Genomic DNA, 20,714 nt, shown 5'->3' on the forward strand with positions numbered 1-20,714 from the left:
GGCTCCTCACCCTCCACGTCCACCAGCACAAACCGGCCCGGCTGCTCCGACTGCGCCGACCGCACCAGACCCCATGCGGCGGCAGCCGCCAGGTCTGCTCCCGACACGGCGCCACGGGTCATGAACACCAGCCGGGCGGCGGCGGAGCGCTCCTCCCCCAGCCACTCCTGTACCAGGGAAAGCGCCCGCGCCGACAGCGCGTGCACGGACTCGACCACGCCCTCGTCGCCGGACAGCCTGGCGACGACCACGTCCGGGTCCACTGCGGCCAGGGGCTTCGTCAAGCGGACCGGTACCCACTCCACGCCGAACACCGAGTCCCGGTCCGCGGCCCGAGCGGCATCGACCGGACGCAGCACCAGCGACTCCACCGAGGCCACCGGCTCCCCCGCCGTGTCGGCGACGGCGACGGTGAGCGCGTCCTCGCGCATACGGGTCACCCGCACCCGGACCGACGAGGCGCCGGTCGCATGCAACGACACGCCCTCCCAGGAGAACGGGACGACGCCGTGCGGCACCCCGTTGACCGCGGTGACGTGCAAGGCTGCGTCCAGCAGGGCGGGGTGCAGGCCGTACGGGCTGCCGTCGACGCCCTCGGGGAGAGCGACCTCGGCGTACACGTCCTCGCCCCGCTGCCAGGCGGCTCGCAGGCCCTGGAAGACGGGGCCGTAGTCGAAGCCCGCTTCGGATATGCGCTCGTAGAGTCCGGTCAGGTCGACCGGCTCCGCGCCGGCCGGGGGCCATGCGGCATCCGGCGTGTCGAGGGCCACGGTCCGCTCGCCCGCCGCGAGGACGCCCGTCGCGTGCTGAAGCCACTCCTGCTCGCCGGCTCCCTCCCGGCGGGAGCGGATGCTCACGGTGCGCAGGCCGTTGCCGTCGGCGGCTGCCACCCGCAGTTGGAGCTGCACGCCGCCTTCGTCGGGGAGGACGAGCGGCGCGGCGAGCGTGAGTTCTTCGACGACGCCGCAGCCGACCTCGTCGCCCGCCCGGATGGCGAGTTCGAGGAACGCGGTCCCCGGTAGGAGGGCCGAGCCGCGCACCACGTGTTCGGCGAGCCAGGGGTGCGACTGGACCGACAGGCGGGAGGTGAAGAGCATTCCTTCGGCGTCGGACAGTTCGACGGAGGCGTTGAGGAGCGGGTGCCCGGCGGCGTCGAGCCCGGAGGACTGGACATCACCCGCCGGGGCCAGGCCGGGGGTCGGCCAGAAACGCCGGCGCTGGAAGGCGTAGGTCGGCAGGTCGATGAGCCGTGCACCGGTTCCCCGCAGCACGGCCGCCCAGTCCACGGTCGCGCCGTCGACGAACATCAGGGCGGCGGCGGTGAGTGCGGCCCTTTCCTCGTCAACGGTCTTGCGCAGTACGGGTACGAGAACGGCGTCGCTGCCTTCGGGCAGGGACTCGGCGGTCATCGCGGACAGGACCCCGTCGGGGCCGAGCTCGAGGAAGCGTGTCACGCCTTGCGCGTGCAGGGCCAGCACGTCGTCGGCGAAGCGCACCGCGTCGCGGACATGCCGCACCCAGTACTCCGGGTCGCACACCGTGTCGTCGTCCGCAACGAGCGGGATCGTGGGCGTCGAGAACGACAGCCCGGACACAACGGTACGGAAGTCGTCCAGCATCGGATCCATCAGCGGAGAGTGAAACGCGTGCGAGACACGCAGACGCGTCATCTTGCGACCCAGCCCGTCGAAGTGGACGCGGACAGCGTCCACCGCACCCTCGGCACCCGACACCACGATCGCCGACGGCCCGTTGACCGCCGCGACCGACACCGACTCCCCCAGCAGGGGCAGGGCTTCGTCCTCCGTGGCGGCCACAGCCAGCATCGCGCCACCCTCGGGCAGCGCCTGCATCAACCGGCCACGCGCCGCCACCAACGCACACGCGTCCGCCAGCGACAACACCCCCGCCACATGGGCGGCCGTCACCTCACCAATGGAGTGACCAGCCACGAAGTCGGCTTTCACGCCCCACGACTCGACCAGCCGGAACAACGCCACCTCAACGGCGAACAAGCCAGCCTGCGCGAACATCGTCTGGTTCAGCGCATCCGCGTCCTCACCCCACACCACCTCCCGCACCGGCACGTCCAGCTCCGCGCACACCGCATCGAAAGCCGCCGCGAACACCGGAAATCGGGCATACAACTCCCGGCCCATACCGAGCCGTTGCGAACCCTGTCCACTGAACAGGAACGCCGTCTTGCCGGTCCGCGCCTGCCCCTCCGCGACCGGCTGCACGTCACCGTCCATCAGCACCGCACGGTGGCCGAGTACGGACCGGGCCGCCGCGAGCGTCAGGGCGACGTCCACGGCGCGCGGCTCGGACTGCTCCACGAATCTGCGCAGGTGGTCGATCTGGTCCCGCAGGGCCTGCTCCGTGCGGCCCGACAGGACCCAGGGCACCACGCCCGGCACCACGCCAGGCACCGCACCGTGCTCGGCCGTAGGCCCGTCCGCCCCGGTTTGCGGCTGCGCCGGTTCCGTCGGTTCCGGTTCGGCCTGTTCCAGCACCACATGGGCGTTGGTTCCGCTGATGCCGAACGCGGACACCGCCGAGCGGCGCGGGCGGTCGGTGGCGGGCCATTCGGTGCACTCGGTGAGGAGTTCGACGGCGCCCGCGCTCCAGTCGACGTGTGAGGTCGGCCGGTCCACGTGCAGGGTCTTGGGCAGGACGCCGTGCCGCATCGCCATGACCATCTTGATCACGCCGGCGACGCCGGCCGCGGCCTGCGCGTGCCCGATGTTCGACTTGATGCCGCCGAGCAGCAGGGGGCGGTCCGCCGGCCGGCCGCGGCCGTAGGTCGCGAGCAGCGCCTGGGCCTCGATCGGGTCGCCGAGTGTGGTGCCGGTGCCGTGGGCCTCGACGGCGTCGATCTGGTCGGCGGTCAGTCGGGCGTTGGCGAGCGCTGCCTTGATGACGCGCTGCTGGGAGGGCCCGTTGGGTGCGGTGAGGCGGCTGCTGGCACCGTCCTGGTTGACGGCCGTGCCTCGTACGACGGCGAGCACGTGGTGGCCGTTGCGTCGGGCGTCGGAGAGTCGTTCCAGGAGGAGGACGCCGACGCCCTCGGCCCAGCCGGTGCCGTCCGCGGCTTCGGCGAAGGGCTTGCAGCGGCCGTCGGCGGCGAGGCCGCGCTGCCGGGAGAACTCGGTGAACAGGCGGGGGGTCGGCATGATGGCGACGCCGCCGGCCAGGGCCATGGTGCATTCACCGGCCCGCAGCGCGCGTACGGCCAGGTGCAGGGCGACCAGTGAGGAGGAGCAGGCGGTGTCGACGGTGACGGCAGGGCCTTCGAGGCCGAAGGCGTAGGAGATCCGGCCGGAGAGCACGCTGACGGCGCCGCCGGTCAGCAGGTGGCCCTCGGTTTCCGTGGTCTGCTTGGCGAGCGAGCCGTAGTCGGTGTCGGCGCCGCCGATGAAGACACCGGTCTCGGTGCCGCGCAGGGCGGTGGGGCCGATCCCGGCGTGCTCGATGGCCTCCCAGGCGGTTTCGAGCAGCAGTCGCTGCTGCGGGTCCATGGCGAGGGCTTCGCGCGGGGCGATGCCGAAGAGGTCGGCGTCGAACTCGGCGGCCGCGTCGAGGAAGCCTCCGTGGCGTACGTAACTCTTCCCCGGTGTGCCGGGGTTGGGGTCGTAGAGCCCTGCGGTGTCCCAGCCGCGGTCCTCCGGCAGGTCGCCGACGGCGTCGGTGCCGTCGGCGACCATCCGCCACAGGTCCTCGGAGGAATGGACTCCGCCGGGGAACCGGCAGGCCATGCCCACGACGGCTATCGGCTCGCTGTCCCGGGCCTCGACGGACTCGAGCCTCTGCTTGGTGCGCCGCAGGTCTGCGGTGACCTTCTTGAGGTAGTCGCGGAGCTTGTCCTCGGAGGAAGGGACGGCCTTGGGTGCCATGGGTCGGGAACCTCGCAGTCGGGAAAGGGTGTTACGCGTCGTGCGGTGTCGTTCCGGCCCGGTACGGCCGGCCGGCCGGTCAGGCGAGGCCGAGTTCCTTGTCGATCAGGTCGAACATCTCGTCGTCCGTGGAGGCCGCTTCGAGCTCGGTGTCGGCCGCGGCGGTGTCGTTGAGCTTCCATTGCAGTGCTTTGAGCCGGGCGGTCAGGCGGGCCCGGTCGTCCGCGCCGAGGGTGGAGACCGCGCGGTCGGTCAGGGCCTTCTCCAGTTCGTCGAGTCCGGGGAAGAGGGAGCCGTCCGGCTCCTCTCCGCCCGGGGACGCCAGTTGGCTGTTCAGGTGCCTGGCGAGGGCGAGCGGGGTGGGGTGGTCGAAGACCGCAGTCGTCGGCAGCCTGAGCCCGGTCTCGGCGTTGAGGCGGTTGCGCAGCTCCACGGCGGTGAGGGAGCTCATGCCGAGGTCGAGGAAGCCGCGTTCGGCTTCGATCGTCGCGGCAGAGCCGTGGCCGAGGACGGTGGCCACGTGGCCGGTGATCAGCTGGAGCAGCAGCGCGTCGCGTTTCGCGCCGCCCAGTCCGGCCAGCAGCTCGACGAACCCGCCGTCGTGGCCGGCCGCGTCCGTGGGGGCGGCGGCGTCGGGTGTCCGGCCGACGGTCCGGCGCAAGGCGGTTGTCGCGGGGGCGAGTTCACGCAGCAGCGCAGGTGTGCCCGCGGTCGCGAAGGCCTTCGGGCCGAGTCGTACGGGGACCAGGAGGGCACGGTCGACGGCCTTGGCGGCGTCGAGCAGGCCGAGTCCTTGGTCTGCCGAGAGCGGCAGCATTCCGGAGCGTGCGAAGCGGGCGACATCCACGGGATCCAGACTGGACGTCATTCCACTGGAATCTCCCCAGTATCCCCAGGCGAGGGAGACCGCGGGGAGTCCCTGGGCCCGGCGATGGTGAGCGAGGGCGTCGAGGTAGGAGTTGGCGGCGGCGTAGTTGGCCTGGGCCGGGCCGCCGATGACACCCGCGAAGGAGGAGAACAGGACGAACGCGGACAGCTTGAGGTCGCGGGTCAGCTCGTGCAGGTGCCGGGCGGCCTCGGCCTTCGGGCGCCATACGCGGTCCAGGTCCTCGGCGGTGAGCTTCTCCAGAAGGCCGTCCTGGAGAACGCCGGCCGCGTGGACGACCGCGGTGAGCGGGTGTTCGGGGGTGAGGTCGGCGAGTACGCCGGCGAGGGCCTCGCGGTCGGCCGCGTCGCAGGCGGCGATGGTGACGGCGGCCCCCATGGCGGTGAGTTCGTCGCGCAGCTCCTCGGCGCCCGGGGCCTTGATGCCCCGGCGGCCGGTGAGCAGCAGGTGCCGGACTCCGTGCTCGGTGACCAGGTGCCGGGCGACGAGGGCGCCGAGGGTTCCGGTGCCGCCGGTGATCAGGACGGTGCCGTCGCCGGTCGGGTCCCACTCCCAGACCGGCGGGGCCGACGGGTCCTGCGGGGGTGCGGTGCGCCGGAGTCTCGGTACGGTCACCGTGCCGGTGTGCAGGGCGATCCGGGGCTCGCCGGCGGCCGCGGCGGCTGCTGCGGCGGCCTGCAGGGCCTGCTCGGAGGCCGGTTCGCCGTCGGTGTCGACGAGGAGGAACCGGCCGGGGTGTTCGGCCTGGGCGGAGCGGATCAGGCCGTGTACGGCGGCGTCGGTGAGGGTGGCGCCGTCGCCGGAGGTGACCAGGACCAGCAGGGAGTCCGCGCAGCGCGCGTCGGCGAGCCAGGTCTGGGTGAGGTGCAGCATCTGCCGTACGGGGGTGCTGTCGGCGCTGTCCGTGGGGTGGTCGGCCGCGGGCAGGCGCAGCAGGACCGTGTCCGCGAAGGGGGCCGTGTCCTCTGCCTCCAGGGCCTGTTCGAGGGCGGGCAGGCCCGTGAAGGACTGTGCGTCCGCCGGTGTTCCGGTGTGTGTGGCCGGGGCCCAGTGCGGCTGTGTCCAGGCGGTTTCGAACAGTTCCCGGGGGTGTGGGGAGGATGCCGCGGCAGGCGTGGTGGTGACGGCGGTCGCCGTGAGCACTGGTGCGCCCGTGGTGTCGGCGGCGGTGAGGGACAGAGTGCCGTCCTGGGCGGGGGCGATCCGTACGCGCAGCGCGGCGGCGCCGGTGGCGGTGAGGGCCACTTGCCGCCAGGCGGTGGGCAGTTCGGCCGTGCCGGACCGGGTGGCGGTCATCGCCAGCACGGTCTGGAGCAGCGCCGGGTGGATCCGGAAGCCGGACGCGTCCTCGTGCCGGTCGTGGGGCAGGGCCACTTCGGCGTGGGTGGCGCCGTCGGGTGTGGTCCAGAGCGCGCGGACGGTGCGGTGGAGCGGCCCGGGGTCGTAGCCGCCGTCGGCGAGCCGCGCGTACAGCTCCTCGGTGTCGGCCGGGCGGGCGTCGTGCGGCGGCCAGGCCGCCGGGTCGAATGGGTCGAGCGGTTCGCCGGCGGGGTCGGCCGGCCGGGTCAGGGTGCCGGTGGCGTGGCGGGTCCACTCGGCGTCGGCGGCGGTCCGGGCGTGGACCGTCAGCGTGCGGGTGCCCGTCTCGGCGTCGGCCGCGCTCACAGTCACCTGCACTTCCGCGGCGCCGTCTTCGGGGAGTGCCAGCGGGACCAGTTCGGTGAGTTCGCCGATCGTCGCGCAGCCGGTCTCGTCGGCGGCGCGGACCGCCCAGTCGAGCAGGGCGGTGCCGGGGACGACGGCGGAGCCGTGCACCGTGTGGTCGGCCAGCCACGCGTGGGTGGTGGTTCCGATCCGGCCGCTGAGGACGAGGGATCCGTTTCCGTCCGCGAGGCGGACGGCGGTGTCGAGTCCGGCGGGGTCCGCCGGGGCACCGGCCGCCGGGGCGGAGGGCGCGTCGAGCCAGTACCGGGTTCGCTGGAAGGCGTAGGTGGGCAGGTCGGCGGCCCGGCCACCGCCGAGGACGGGGCTCCAGTCGATCCGTACGCCGTGCACGTGCGCCTCGGCGAGGGAGGTGAGCAGCCGCTGCGGGCCGCCGTCCTGGCGGCGCAGTGAGCCGAGGGCCAGCGCGTCCGCCTCCGCGGCCGTGACGGTGTCCTCGATGGCGGCGGTCAGTACCGGGTGGGGACTGGACTCGACGAACACGTCGTGGCCCTGGGCGAGGAGGGTGCGCAGGGCGTCCTCGAGGCGGACGGTGCGGCGCAGGTTCTCGTACCAGTACGAGGCGTCCAGTGCGGTGTCGGCGCCGATCCACTCGCCGGTGAGGGTGGACAGGAAGGGGATGCGGGGGGTGCGGGTCTCGATTCCGGCGAGGTCGGCCAGCACGGTGTCGCGGATGTCGGCGACCTGGGCCGAGTGGGAGGCGTAGTCGACGGGGATCTTCTTGGCGCGGACGCCGTCCCGGGTGCAGGCGTCGACCAGGGCGTCGAGGGCGTCCGGTTCGCCGGAGACGACGACGGAGCCGGGGCCGTTGACGGCGGCGACGCCGATCCGCTCGCCCCATGGGGCGAGGCGGGCGAGGACGTCCGCGTGGGAGGCGGCGACGGAGACCATGCCGCCGCGGCCGGAGAGTCCGGCGGCGATGGCGCGGCTGCGCAGGGCGACCACGCGGGCGCCGTCCTCGAGGGAGAGCGCGCCGGCGACGCAGGCGGCGGCGATCTCGCCCTGGGAGTGGCCGACGACCGCGGCCGGTCGCAGGCCGTGGGCCTGCCAGACCTCGGCGAGTGCCACCATGACCGCCCAGAGGGCGGGTTGGGCGACGTCCACGCGGTCGAGCGTCGGGGCGTCCGGTTCGCCGCGCAGCACGGCGGTCAGCGACCAGGGGGTGTACGGGGTCAGTGCCTGTTCGCAGGCCGCGACGGCGGCCGCGAACTCGGGCGAGGAGTCGAGGAGTTCAGCCCCCATTCCGGCCCACTGGGAGCCCTGTCCGGGGAAGACCAGGACGGTCTTGCGGTCGCGGCCGGAGGTGTGCCTGCCCTGGACGATCCCGGGGCCCGGGTTTCCTTCGGCGAGGTCGGCGAGTGCCGCCCGCAGGGTGTGCGGGGCGGCGGCGGTGACGACGGCCCGGTGTTCGAGGACGGCCCGGCGGGTGGCGAGGGAGGCGGCGAGGTCGAGGGGCGGGGCCTGGGGCCCGGCGGGGGTGTCCAGGTGGGTGAGCAGGGCCCGTGCCTGGTCGCGCAGCGCTGGTGCGTTCCGCGCGGACAGCAGCCAGGGCAGGACGGCCCCTGCGGGCTGCGCGTCCGGTGTCCCGGAGGTGCCCTGGTCAGCGTCGGCTGCGGCCGACGGCGCCGGTGCGACGGCGCTGACCGGCCACGCGCCGGCCGCACCCGGCGGGGAGGGGTCGGCGTCCGGGCCCTGTTCGAGGATCACGTGGGCGTTGGTGCCGCTGATGCCGAAGGAGGAGACACCGGCCCGCCGGGGGCGGCCGTCGGCCGCCGGCCAGGGGGCCGCCTCGTCCAGGACGCGTACGGCGCCCGCCGACCAGTCCACCTGCGGGGTCGGCTCGTTGACGTGCAGTGACTTCGGGAGCGTGCCGTGCCGCATGGCGAGCACCATCTTCATCACTCCGGCGACGCCGGCCGCGGCCTGCGTGTGGCCGAGGTTGGACTTGACGGAGCCGAGCCGCAGCGGCCGGTCCGCCGGGCGGTCCTGGCCGTACGTGGCGAGCAGGGCCTGTGCCTCGATCGGGTCGCCGAGCCGGGTGCCGGTGCCGTGCGCCTCCACCGCGTCGATGTCGGCGCCGGTCAGGCGGGCGGCGGCGAGGGCCTGGCGGATGACGCGCTGTTGGGAGGGGCCGTTGGGGGCGGTCATCCCGTTGGACGCGCCGTCCTGGTTGACGGCGGAGCCGCGCAGCACGGCCAGTACCCGGTGGCCGTTGCGCACCGCGTCGGAGAGGCGTTCGAGGACGAGCAGACCGGAGCCTTCGGCGAAGCCGGTGCCGTCGGCGTCCGCCGAGAAGGGCTTGCAGCGGCCGTCGGCGGCCAGCCCGCGCTGCCGTGCGAAGTCCACGATGATCACCGGGGAGGACATGACGGTCACGCCGCCCGCCAGCGCGAGGGAGCATTCGCCGGCCCGCAGCGCCTGGGCGGCCATGTGAAGGGCCACCAGGGAGGAGGAGCAGGCGGTGTCCACGGTGACGGCCGGGCCCTCCAGGCCCAGCGTGTAGGAGACGCGGCCGGAGACGACGCTGACGGCGTTGCCCGTGTTGACGTAGGTCGTGAGCGCCTCGGGGACGTCCGCGCCGCCGTTCATGTAGTCGCTGGAGGACAGGCCGGCGAAGACTCCTGTGCTGCTGCCGCGCAGCGATCTGGGGTCGATGCCGGCCCGTTCCACCGCCTCCCAGGCGGTCTCCAGAAGCAGCCGCTGCTGCGGGTCCATCACCATGGCCTCGTTGGGGCCGATGCCGAAGAAGTCGGCGTCGAAGTCGGCCGCGTCGTGCAGGAATCCGCCCTCGAGGGTGCGGGAGGCGTCCGGGTGCTCGGGGACGGAGGCGTAGAAGTGCTCCAGGTCCCAGCCGCGGTCCGTGGGGAAGCCGCCGACGGCGTCGGTGCCGGAGGCCAGCAGGTGCCACAGGTCCTCGGGCGAGCGGACGCCGCCGGGGTAGCGGCAGGCCATGCCGACGATGACGACGGGGTCGTCGTCCGGGGCGGCGGGGGCGGGGGCCGCGGGCGCCTGGGCCGCGGGTTCGACGTCGGTCAGCAGGGCGTCCAGGTGTGCGGCGAGGGCGTCGGGGGTCGGGTGGTCGAAGACAAGGGTGGCGGGCAGCCGCAGCCCGGCCGCGGCGGCGAGCCGGTTGCGCAGTTCGACGGCGGTCAGCGAGTCGAAGCCGAGGTCGCGGAAGGCTTTTCCGGCGTGGACGGGGCCGGTGTCCGTGTGCCCGAGGACGGCGGCCGCGTACGAGGCGACCAGGTCGACCAGTACGGTCCGCCGGTCGGTCGCGGGCAGCGCGGCCAGCCGCTGCCGCAGGCCGCCTTCCGCGGGGCCCGGTCCGCTCTCGACGGCACGCCGGGCGGGCGTGCCGCGGAACAGGGTCCGCAGGATCGACGGCAGCGCCTCGGGTGCGCGGCCGCGCAGGGCGGCGTGGTCCAGGCGTACGGGTACGAGAAGCGGTCGGCGGGCGGCGAGGGCGGCGTCGAACAGCGCGAGCCCGTCGCGGGTGGCGAGCGGCAGCCCTCCGGTGGACCGGGCGCGGTCGCGGTCGCCGTCGTCCAGGTGCCCGGTCATCTCGCTGGCCTGCGCCCACATGCCCCAGGCCAGCGACGTGGCGGGCAGGCCGGCGGCCTGGCGGTGGCGGGCGAGTCCGTCGAGGAAGGTGTTGGCGGCGGCGTAGTTGCCCTGCCCGGCGTTGCCGAACGTGCCGGCCGCGGAGGAGAACAGCACGAAGTCGGCGAGGTCCAGGTCGCGGGTCAGCTCGTGCAGGTTCCAGGCGGCGTCCGCCTTGGGGCGCAGCACGGTGTGCAGCCGCTCGGGGGTGAGGGAGGTGATGATGCCGTCGTCGAGGACTCCGGCGGCGTGCACGACGGCGGTCAGCGGGTGGTCCGGGCTCACCGTTGCGAGCAGTGCGGCGAGGGCCGTGCGGTCGGCGGCGTCGCAGGCGGCGACGGTGACCTCGGCCCCCAACACGGTGAGCTCGGAACGGAGTTGGGACGCGCGGGGGCTGTCGGGGCCGCGGCGTCCGACGAGCAGCAGGTGCCGTACGCCGTGTTCGGTGACGAGGTGGCGGGCGAGCGTGCCGCCGAGTTCGCCGGCGCCGCCGGTGATGAGGACGGTGCCCTCGGGGTCCCGGCGGCGGGGCACGGTGAGGACCACCTTGCCGGTGTGGCGGGCCCGTGAGACGTACCGGAACGCTTCGGGGGCGTGGGTGACGTCCCAGGCGGTGACCGGGAGCGGGCGCAGTGCGCCCTGCTCGAAGAGGGCGACGAGGTCGGTGAGCATCTCGCCGATCCGCTCGGGGCCGGCCTCGGCGAGGTCGAAGGCGCGGTAGTACGCGCCGTCGTGGTCGCGGGCCACCTCTGCGGCGTCCCGGACGTCGGTCTTGCCCATCTCGATGAGCCGGCCGCCGGGCGCCAGGAGGCGCAGGGAGGCGTCGACGTATTCGCCGGCGAGGGAGTTGAGGACCACGTCCACCCCCCGGCCGCCGCTCGCCGCGCGGAAGGCGCCCTCGAAGTCGAGGGTGCGGGAGGAGGCGAGGCGGTCGGCGGGCAGGCCGTCGCTCGCGGCGCGCAGCAGGCGCTGCTTGGGTTCACTTGCGGTGCCGTAGACCTCGGCTCCCCACAGGCGGGCGAGCTGGGTGGCGGCCATGCCGACGCCGCCGGCGGCGGCGTGGACGAGGACGGTCTCGCCGTCCTCGAGGCCCGCGAGGTCGCGCAGCGCGTAGTACGCGGTGAGGAACACGACGGGTGCGGCGGCGGCCTGGGCGAAGGTCCAGCCGGCCGGCATCCGGCTGACGACGTGGCAGTCGGCGACGGCCAGGGGGCCGAAGCCGCCCGTGACCATGCCGAAGACGCGATCGCCGACGCGCAGGCCGGTGACGTCGGGCCCGGTCTCGACGACGAGGCCGGCGGCCTCGGAGCCGAGGAATTCGGCGCCGCCCGGGTACATGTCGAGGGCATTGAGGACGTCGCGGAAGTTCAGCCCGGCGGCGCGGACCTCGATGCGGACCTGGCCGGGTTCGAGTGGCGCGGCCGCCTGCGGGGCTGGCAGCAGGGCCAGGTGGTCCAGGCTGCCCTTCTCGGGAATGCCCAGCCGCCAGGTGGCGGTTCCGCCGGGCGCGGTGAGCGCGCCCGAGCTCTGGGTGCGGGCCAGCCGGGGTACGTGGGCGGCGCCCTGACGCAGCGCCAGCTGGGGTTCGCCCGTGACGGCGACCGCCCGGGGCAGGGCTCGCCAGGAGGCGGGGTCGTCGTCGAGGTCGGCGAGCACGACCCGGCCGGGGTGCTCGGTCTGCGCCGACCGCAGCAGTCCCCACAGGGCCGAGCCGGGCAGATCGCTGACGGCGCCGCCGGGGTCGGGGGTGACGGCGCCACGGGTGGCGACGACCAGCCGGGTCGCCTCGAACCGTTCGTCGGCCAGCCAGTCGTGGAGCAGGGCGAGTACGCGCTTCAGCGCGTCGGCGGCCAGGGCGGCGGGGCCGGCGGACCCTTCCGTCGTCGCGCCGGGTCCGGTGAGCAGCACCACGTCCGGCGTGCCGGTCGCCGGCAGTGCCTCCGCCACGTCGCCCAGGGTGTCCCACCGGGTCGGGGAGACGCCGCCCTCGGTGAGGGCGGCCGGGTGCGCGGCGCCGTCCGGCCCCAGCACGGCCCAGTAGGCGGCCTGCGCGGCCTCCGCGGGCGGGGCTGCCGGGGCTGTCTCCAGCGGGGCCCACTCCAGATGGAACAGGGCGTCGCGGACCGTGCGGGAGACGCCGTCGGCGGCGCCGAGGGCGGCGGCCGTCACCGGACGTACCGCAAGGGCGTCGATGGTGGCGACCGGGCGGCCGAACGCGTCGGCCATCAGGACCGACACGGCGTCCGTTCCGGCGGGGCGCAGCCGGACCCGCAGGGCGGTGGCACCGGTGGCGTGGAGGGTGACGCCCGTCCATGAGAACGGCAGGCCGGTGGTGCCTTCGGCGTTGCTCAACGGGCCGAGTCCGGCGGCGTGCAGCGCAGCGTCGAGCAGCGCCGGGTGGATGCCGTAGCGGGCCACGTCCGCCTCGCCCACCTCAGGCAGGGCCACGTCGGCGTAGACGTCCGCGCCGAGCCGCCAGGCTGCCCGCAGACCTTGGAACACCGGTCCGTACTCGTAGCCTTCGGCGCGCAGCGACGCGTAGTGGCCGTCGAGCGAGTCGACCGGTTCCGCCCCAAGCGGGGGCCACGGGGCGGACTGTCCGCCGGCGAACTCGTCGGCGGCGGGCTCCGTGCCGGGCGCGCCGAGTGTGCCGTCGGCGTGGAGGGTCCACTCCGCTTCCGGCGCGTCGTCGGGCCGGGTGTGGAGGGACACGGTGCGCAGCCCGGCGGCGTCGGCGGCGCCGACGGCGACCTGGACCTGGATGCCGCCGCGTGCGGGCAGCAGGACCGGCGCGTGCAGGGTGAGTTCCTCGACCCGGCCGCAGCCGAGTTCGTCGCCGGCCCGTACGGCAACTTCGACGAGCGCGGCGCCGGGTACGACGACGGTGCCGGCGACCGCGTGGTCGGCGAGCCACGGGTGGTTGTGCAGCGACCAGTGGGCGGTGGCGACGAGTTCGTCACCGAGGGCGAGCGGCAGCGCGGCACCGAGCAGCGGGTGGTCGAGGGGGCCAAGACCGGCGGAGGCGACGTCCCCGGCACCGCCGGTGGCCGGGCGCGGCCAGTAGCGGCGGTGCTGGAAGGCGTACGTGGGCAGGGACGGCGGGGCGGCGGGCAGCGGGGCCCCTGCGGCCTCGAAGAACGCGTCCCAGTCGATGTGCGTGCCGTGGTTGTGGGCATCGGCCAGGGACAGCGTGAACCGGTCCAGGCCGCCCTCCTCACGGCGCAGGGTGCCGGTGGCGGCGGCTGCGGAGCCGGTGGCCTCGATGGTCTCCTGCACTCCGACGGTGACGACGGGGTGCGGGCTGACCTCGATGAACACCCGGTGTCCGGTGTCGAGCAGGGCGCGGGTGGCCTGCTCGAACTCGACGGTGCCGCGCAGATTCGCGTACCAGTAGGCGCCGTCGAGCACGGTCGTGTCGATCGGGGCGCCGGTCACCGTGGAGTAGAAGGGGATGGCCGAGGGACGGGGGGCGACCGGCGCGAGGACGGTGCGCAACTCGTCCTCGATGCGGGCCACTTGGGCGGAGTGCGAGGCGTAGTCGACGGGGATCCGCTTGGCGCGGACGCCGTCCCGGTCGCAGGCGTCGAGGAGCGCGTCCAGGGCGTCGGGCTCGCCGGAGACCACCACGGACGAGGGGCCGTTGACGGCGGCGAGGGAGAGCCGCTCGCCGAAGGGGGCCAGCAGTGCGCGTACCGCGTCGGCGCTCTGGGCGACGGAGACCATGCCGCCCTGCCCGGACAGGGCGGTCAGGGCCTTGCTGCGCAGGGTCACGACGCGGGCGGCGTCGTCAAGGGTGAGGGCGCCGGCCACGCAGGCGGCGGCGATCTCGCCCTGGGAGTGGCCGACGACCGCGGCCGGGCGCACGCCGTGGGCCTGCCACAGCTCTGCGAGGGACACCATGACGGCGAACAGCACGGGCTGGACCACGTCGACGCGGTCGAGCGCGGGGGCGCCGTCGGCTCCGCGCACCACGTCCATCAGGGACCAGTCGGTGTACGCGTCGAGGGCGGTGGCGCATTCGGTCATGCGGGCGGCGAACACCGGCGAGGTGTCGAGGAGTCCGGCCGCCATGGCGGGCCACTGGGAGCCCTGGCCGGGGAAGACGAAGACGGTGTCGCCGCCGCCCTCCGCACTGCCTTCCGCGCTGCCTTCGAGGACTGCGGGCGACGTCTGTCCCCGGCCGTCGGCGAGGGAGTCCAGGCCGGCGAGCAGAGTGGCCGAATCGGAGGCGACGACGGTGGCGCGGTGCTCCATGGCGGTGCGGGTGGTCGCCAGCGCGTGCGCGACCCCGGCGGGTTCGCGGCCCGCCCCTTCGCCCCTCAGATGCGCCGCCAGCCGCGCGGCCTGCGCGGCCAGCGCCTCCGGCGACCTGGCGGACAGGACGTACGGCAGGGCGGGGGCCCCGCCCTGCCCGTCACCCGGGTCGGCCGCCTCTGGAACCGAGCTGCTGTCGGGCGCAAAGGCGTCGGCGGCCTCCAGGATGACGTGGGCGTTGGTGCCGCTGATACCGAAGGACGAGACGCCCGCCCGGTGCGGACGGTCCACCGCGGGCCAGGGGGTGGGCGCGGCGAGGAGTTCGACCGCGCCCGCCGACCAGTCGACGTGTGGGGACGGCTCGTCGATGTGCAGGGACTGCGGCAGTACGCCGTTCCGCAGCGCCAGGATCATCTTGATCACGCCGGCGACACCGGCCGCGGCCTGCGTGTGGCCGATGTTGGACTTGACCGAGCCCAGCAGCAGCGGCCGGTCCGCCGGGCGTTCCTGCCCGTATGTGGCGAGCAGGGCCTGCGCCTCGATCGGGTCGCCGAGCCGGGTGCCGGTGCCGTGCGCCTCCACCGCGTCCACCTCGTCGGCGCGCAGGCCCGCGTCGGCGAGGGCCTGGCGGATGACGCGCTGCTGGGAAGGGCCGTTGGGGGCGGTGATCCCGTTGGACGCGCCGTCCTGGTTGACGGCGGAGCCGCGCAGCACGGCGAGGACGGGGTGCCCGTTGCGCCGGGCGTCGGAGAGGCGTTCCACCAGCAGCAGGCCCACGCCCTCGGCCCAGCCGGTGCCGTCCGCGGCGCCCGCGAAGGGCTTGCACCGTCCGTCGGCCGCGAGACCGCGCTGCCGGGAGAACTCCACGAACATGTGCGGGGTCGACATGACGGTGACGCCGCCGGCCAGGGCGAGCGTGCACTCCCCGCGGCGCAGCGCCTGCGCGGCGAGGTGCAGGGAGACCAGCGAGGACGAGCAGGCGGTGTCCACGGTGACGGCGGGGCCTTCGAGACCGAAGGCGTACGACAGCCGGCCGGAGACCACGCTGGCCGCGTTGCCGGTCATCAGGTGCCCGGTGACGTCGTCCGGGGCGGCGCCCAGGACCTGCTGGTAGTCCTGGAAGTTGGAGCCGACGAACACGCCGGTCGCGGTCCCCCGCATGGTGTCGGGGACGATGCCGGCCCGTTCGACGGTCTCCCACGCCGTTTCGAGGAGCAGCCGCTGCTGCGGGTCCATGGCGAGGGCCTCGCGCGGCGAGATCCCGAAGAAGCCGGCGTCGAAGCCGGCCAGGTCGGTGAGGAAGCCGCCTTCTCGGACGTAGCTGGTGCCCTGGTGCTCCGGGTCGGTGTCGTAGATGCCTTCGGTGTCCCAGCCCCGGTCGGTGGGCAGGTCCGACACCCCGTCGCCGCCCCGGGCGAGCAGCTCCCAGAACTCCTCCGGGGAGCCGACGCCGCCGGGGAAGCGGCAGGCCATGGCGACGATCGCGATCGGCTCGTCCGTCTCGGCCCGTACCGGGGCGGCCGCTGCCGGCGTGTGCCCGTCCAGCAGTTCGGCGCGCAGGTGGGCGGCGAGGGCTGCCGTGGTCGGGTGGTCGAACAGGAGCGTGGCGGGCAGGCGCAGGCCGGTGAGGGTGGTGAGCCGGTTGCGCAGCTCGACGGCGGTCAGGGAGTCGAAGCCCAGGTCGCGGAAGGCCCGGTTGACGTCGACGGTGCCCGCGGAGGCGTGCCCGAGGACGCGGGCGGTCTCCGTGCGCAGCAGGTCGGTCAGGGCGCGTTCCTGCTCGGCGGTGGTCGCGAGGCCGAGCAGGCGTTCACGCAGCGGGGAGGTCGCCCCGCCGGTGCTCATGGCGGTCTCCGCCAGCCGTCGTACCTCGGGCAGGCCGTCGATCAGCGGGCTGGGCCGGGCCGCCGTCAGAACCGGTACGAGAGTGTCCCAGTCGATGTCGGCGACGGTCAGGCAGGCGGCGCTGCGGGTGAGGGCCGACTGGAGGGCGGTGAGGGCGAGTTCGGGCGCCATCGGGGTCATGCCGCCGCGCCGGATGCGGTCGGCGAGGGCTTCGCTGCCGGCTGCCATGCCGGCGTCGGCCCATGAGCCCCAGGCCACGGAGGTGGCGGGCAGCCCGGCGGCGCGCCGCTGCTCGGCGAGGGCGTCGAGGTAGGCGTTGGCGGCGGCGTAGTTGGCCTGTCCGGCGTTGCCGAGGACACCGGCGATCGAGGAGAACAGCACGAACATCGACAGCTCGTGCCCGTACCGCGGGTCGCGGGTGAGTTCGTCCAGCAGCCGGGCGGACTCCGCCTTGGCGCGCAGCACGGTCTCGAACCGCTCGCCGGTCAGCGCGTCCAGTACGCCGTCGTCGAGGACGCCGGCGGCGTGGACGACACCGCGCAGCGGCAGGCCGGCGGGGACGGACTCGAGGAGGTCGGTGAGCGCGTCGCGGTCGGCGGTGTCGCAGGCCGCTACGGTGACCCGTACGCCCAGTGCCTCCAGCTCGGCCGCCAGTTCGTCCGCGCCTTCGGCGGCCGGGCCCCGGCGGCTGGTCAGCAGCAGGTGTTCGGCTCCCGCCCCCGCCAGCCGGCGGGCGACGCGGCCGCCGAGGGCTCCCGTGCCGCCGGTGACCAGGACCGTGCCGTTTGGGGCGGACCAGGGCGCGGTGTCGTGGGCGGGAACAGCAGAGGCGGGAACGTCGCGGGTGAAGCGCCGGGCGTACGTCCCGGAGTCCCGTACTGCGATCTGGTCCTCGCCTGTGCCCGCACCGAGCACGCAGGCCAGCCGGGCGGCGGCCGGGTCGCCGGCGTCGAGGACGGCGGGAAGGTCGATGAGTCCGCCCCAGCGCTGCGGGAACTCCAGCGCCGCGACCCGGCCGAGGCCCCAGGTCTGGGCCTGGATCGCACTGTCCGGCGGCCGGGTGCCGTCGACGGACACCGCGCCGCGGGTCAGGCACCAGAGAGGCGCCTCCGTCCCGGCCGCGTCCAGGGCTCGCAACAGGTCGGCGGTGGCGAGGAGTCCGCGCGGGACCGCCGGGTGGGCGGGGTGCGGCCGCTCGTCGGAGGAGAGGAGGGACAGTACGCCGGACACCGGCCCTGCGGCGGTGGCCAGGGCCGTACGGACGGACTCCGCGAGGGAGTCGGCGCCGTCGGCGGCGGGCACGACGAGACGCTCGACGTGCCCGCCGAGGCCGGTGAGCAGCACGGCGAGGTACTCGTCGTCCGCCATGTGGTCGGGTACGACGGCCAGCCAGCGGGAGGTGGACGGCGGCCCGGCGGTCGGGACGTCGACGGGGGTCCAGGTGGTCCGGTAGGACCAGGCGTCGATCGTGGCGCGGGTCCGTCGCCCGGAACGCCACGCTCCGAGGACGGGAAGCAGGCTGTCGAGGGACGCCTCGGCCGGGGCGCCTTCGATGCCGAGTACGGCCGAGGCGGCGGTCAGGTCACCGCGTTCGGCGGCCTCCCAGAAGGCGGTCTCCACCGGGTCGGTGGCGAGCGTCGCACCGCCCGCGCGCGGCAGGAGCGTGCCACCGGCCGGGGGCCAGTAGCGCTGGTGCTGGAAGGCGTAGGTGGGCAGCTCGACGACGCGGGCACCGGTGTCGGCGAAGAACGCCGGCCAGTCGACCTCCACACCGTCCATGTGAAGCCGGGACACGGCCTGGAGCGCGGAGAGTTCCTCGTCACGGTTCTTGCGCAGTACGGGTATGAGGGCGGTGTCGCTGCCTTCGGGCAGGGACTCGGCGGCCATCGCGGACAGCACGCCGTCCGGGCCGAGCTCGAGGAACCGCGTCACGCCTTGCGCGTGCAGGGCCAGCACGTCGTCGGCGAAGCGCACCGCGTCGCGGACATGCCGCACCCAGTACTCCGGGTCGCACACCGTGTCGTCGTCCGCCACCAGCGGGATCGTGGGCGTCGAGAACGACAGCCCGGACACAACGGTACGGAAGTCGTCCAGCATCGGATCCATCAACGGCGAGTGAAACGCGTGCGAGACACGCAGACGCGTCGTCTTACGACCCAGCCCGTCGAAGTGGACGCGGACAGCATCGACCGCACCCTCGGCACCCGACACCACGATCGCCGACGGCCCGTTGACCGCCGCGACCGACACCGACTCCCCCAGCAGGGGCAGGGCTTCGTCCTCCGTGGCGGCCACAGCCAGCATCGCGCCACCCTCGGGCAGCGCCTGCATCAACCGGCCACGCGCCGCCACCAACGCACACGTATCCGCCAGCGACAACACCCCCGCCACATGCGCAGCCGCCACCTCACCAATGGAGTGACCAGCCACGAAGTCGGCCTTCACACCCCACGACTCGACCAGCCGGAACAACGCCACCTCGACCGCGAACAGAGCCGCCTGCGCATGCACAGTCTGGTTCAGCGCATCCGCATCCTCACCCCACACCACCTCCCGCACCGGCACGTCCAGCTCCGCGCACACCGCATCGAAAGCCGCCGCGAACACCGGGAAGCGGGCATACAACTCCCGGCCCATACCCAGCCGTTGCGACCCCTGCCCGGAGAAGAGCACGGCGAGCGGCCCCTTGCCCGCGAGGGCGGTCGTGCCCTCGCCTGCCGCGAGACTGTCGAGACCGGCCAGCAGTTCCGCGCGGTCCGCGGCCACGACCGCGGCGCGGTGTTCCAGGCCGGCGCGTGTGGTGGCGAGCGAGAAGGCGATGTCGACGGCCCGCAACTCCGCACGATCGCGGACGTGTTCGGCCAGCCGTGCAGCCTGGGCGCGCAGTGCCTCGGCGGTCTTCGCCGAGAGGACCCAGGGCAGCGGTTCGGAGGCTTCGGCGTCGCGGTCCGTCGCGTCCGCGACGGCCGGCGGCTGTTCGAGGATCACATGGGCGTTGGTGCCGCTGACGCCGAACGAGGAGACGGCCGCCCGCCGCGGCCGGTCCGCCTGCGCGGGCCAGGGGGTTTGGTCCGTGAGCAGTCGTACGCTGCCCGTCGTCCAGTCCACGTGCGGGGACGACTCGTCCAGGTGCAAGGTCTTGGGCAGGAGGCCGTGGCGCATGGCGAGCACGGTCTTGATGACGCCCGCGACACCGGCCGCGGCCTGTGTGTGGCCGATGTTGGACTTCATCGAGCCGAGGAGCAGCGGCCGGTCCGCCGGGCGTTCCTGCCCGTACGTGTTCAGCAGGGCGGTGGCCTCGATGGGGTCGCCGAGCCGGGTGCCGGTGCCGTGCGCCTCGACGGTGTCGACGTCGGTGGCGGCGAGGCCCGCGTCGGCCAGCGCCCTGCGGATGACGCGCTGCTGCGACGGTCCGTTGGGTGCTGTGAGGCCGTTGCTGGCGCCGTCCTGGTTGACGGCGGAGCCGCGGACGACGGCCAGCACCTGGTGGCCGTTGCGCAGGGCGTCGGACAGCCGCTCGACGAGGACGACGCCGGCGCCTTCGCTCCACGCGGTGCCGTCGGCGGCGGCCGAGAAGGGCTTGCAGCGGCCGTCGGCGGCCAGGCCGCGCTGGCGTCCGAACTCGGCGAACATCTGCGGAGTGGACATGACCGTGACGCCGCCCGCGAGTGCGAGCTCGCATTCGCCGCGCCGCAGCGACTGCACCGCCAGGTGCAGGGCGACCAGTGACGAGGAGCAGGCCGTGTCGACGGTGATGGCCGGGCCCTCCATGCCGAGGACGTACGAGATGCGTCCGGAGACGACGCTGACGGTGTTGCCGGTGAGGACGTGGCCTGCCACCTCCTCGCGCACCCAGTCCGGGCCGGCGGCAGCGGCCGCGGTGTCGTAGCCGCCGTGCCCGGCGCCCATGAACACGCCGGTCCGGGTCCCGCGCAGGGCGTGCGGGGAGACACCGGCGCGTTCGACGGCCTCCCAGGCGGTCTCCAGCATCAGCCGCTGCTGCGGGTCCATGGCGAGGGCCTCGCGCGGGGAGATCCCGAAGAAGCCGGCGTCGAACTCGCCCGCGCCGTGCAGGAAGCCGCTCTCCCGCGGGAACGTGTTGTCCTCCGGGCCGGCGTCACCGTCGGCGTCGCCGTGGAGGTCGTCGAGGTCCCAGCCGCGGTCGGTGGGGAACGCGGAGACGGCGTCGACACCGCCGCGCACCAGCTCCCACAGCCGCTCGGGTGTGTCGGCGCCGCCCGGGTAGCGGCAGGCCATGCCGACGATCGCGATGGGCTCCCGGCTCTTCTCCCGCACCTCGTGCAGCTGCTCGCGCGTCTCGTCAAGGTCCGCGATGGCCCGCTTCAGATAATCGCGAAGCTTCTGCTCGTTCGACATCAGGATGTCAACCTCTCGAGGTGAGATGCCGGGGGTTCCCGCCCAGTCTCACCAGCACGGACTGCGAAATCCCCTAGAGGCGTGGAGCAGCGGCGGAACGCGGAGGCGCACCGGACACCCTGGGGGAGGGGTGTCCG

Annotated in this window: 2 protein-coding genes and 1 pseudogene; all 3 read right to left on the reverse strand. The window is 74.3% G+C overall.

The window, feature by feature from the left end; genetic code table 11:
* A partial coding sequence (locus tag ACWD01_RS34755) for a type I polyketide synthase (protein WP_451167635.1) occupies positions 1–3,893 on the reverse strand: 3,893 nt, incomplete at its 3' end.
* 79 nt (positions 3,894–3,972) lie between these two features.
* Positions 3,973–20,496, reverse strand: a complete 16,524-nt coding sequence (locus tag ACWD01_RS34760) for a type I polyketide synthase (protein WP_451167639.1) — start codon at positions 20,494–20,496, stop codon at positions 3,973–3,975.
* Between the two features lie 33 nt (positions 20,497–20,529).
* A pseudogene (locus tag ACWD01_RS34765) lies at positions 20,530–20,577 on the reverse strand (polyketide synthase docking domain-containing protein); the annotation flags it as partial.
* Between the last annotated feature and the right edge of the window lie 137 nt (positions 20,578–20,714).

It is taken from the genome of Streptomyces sp. NPDC002835 (genome assembly GCF_053591995.1).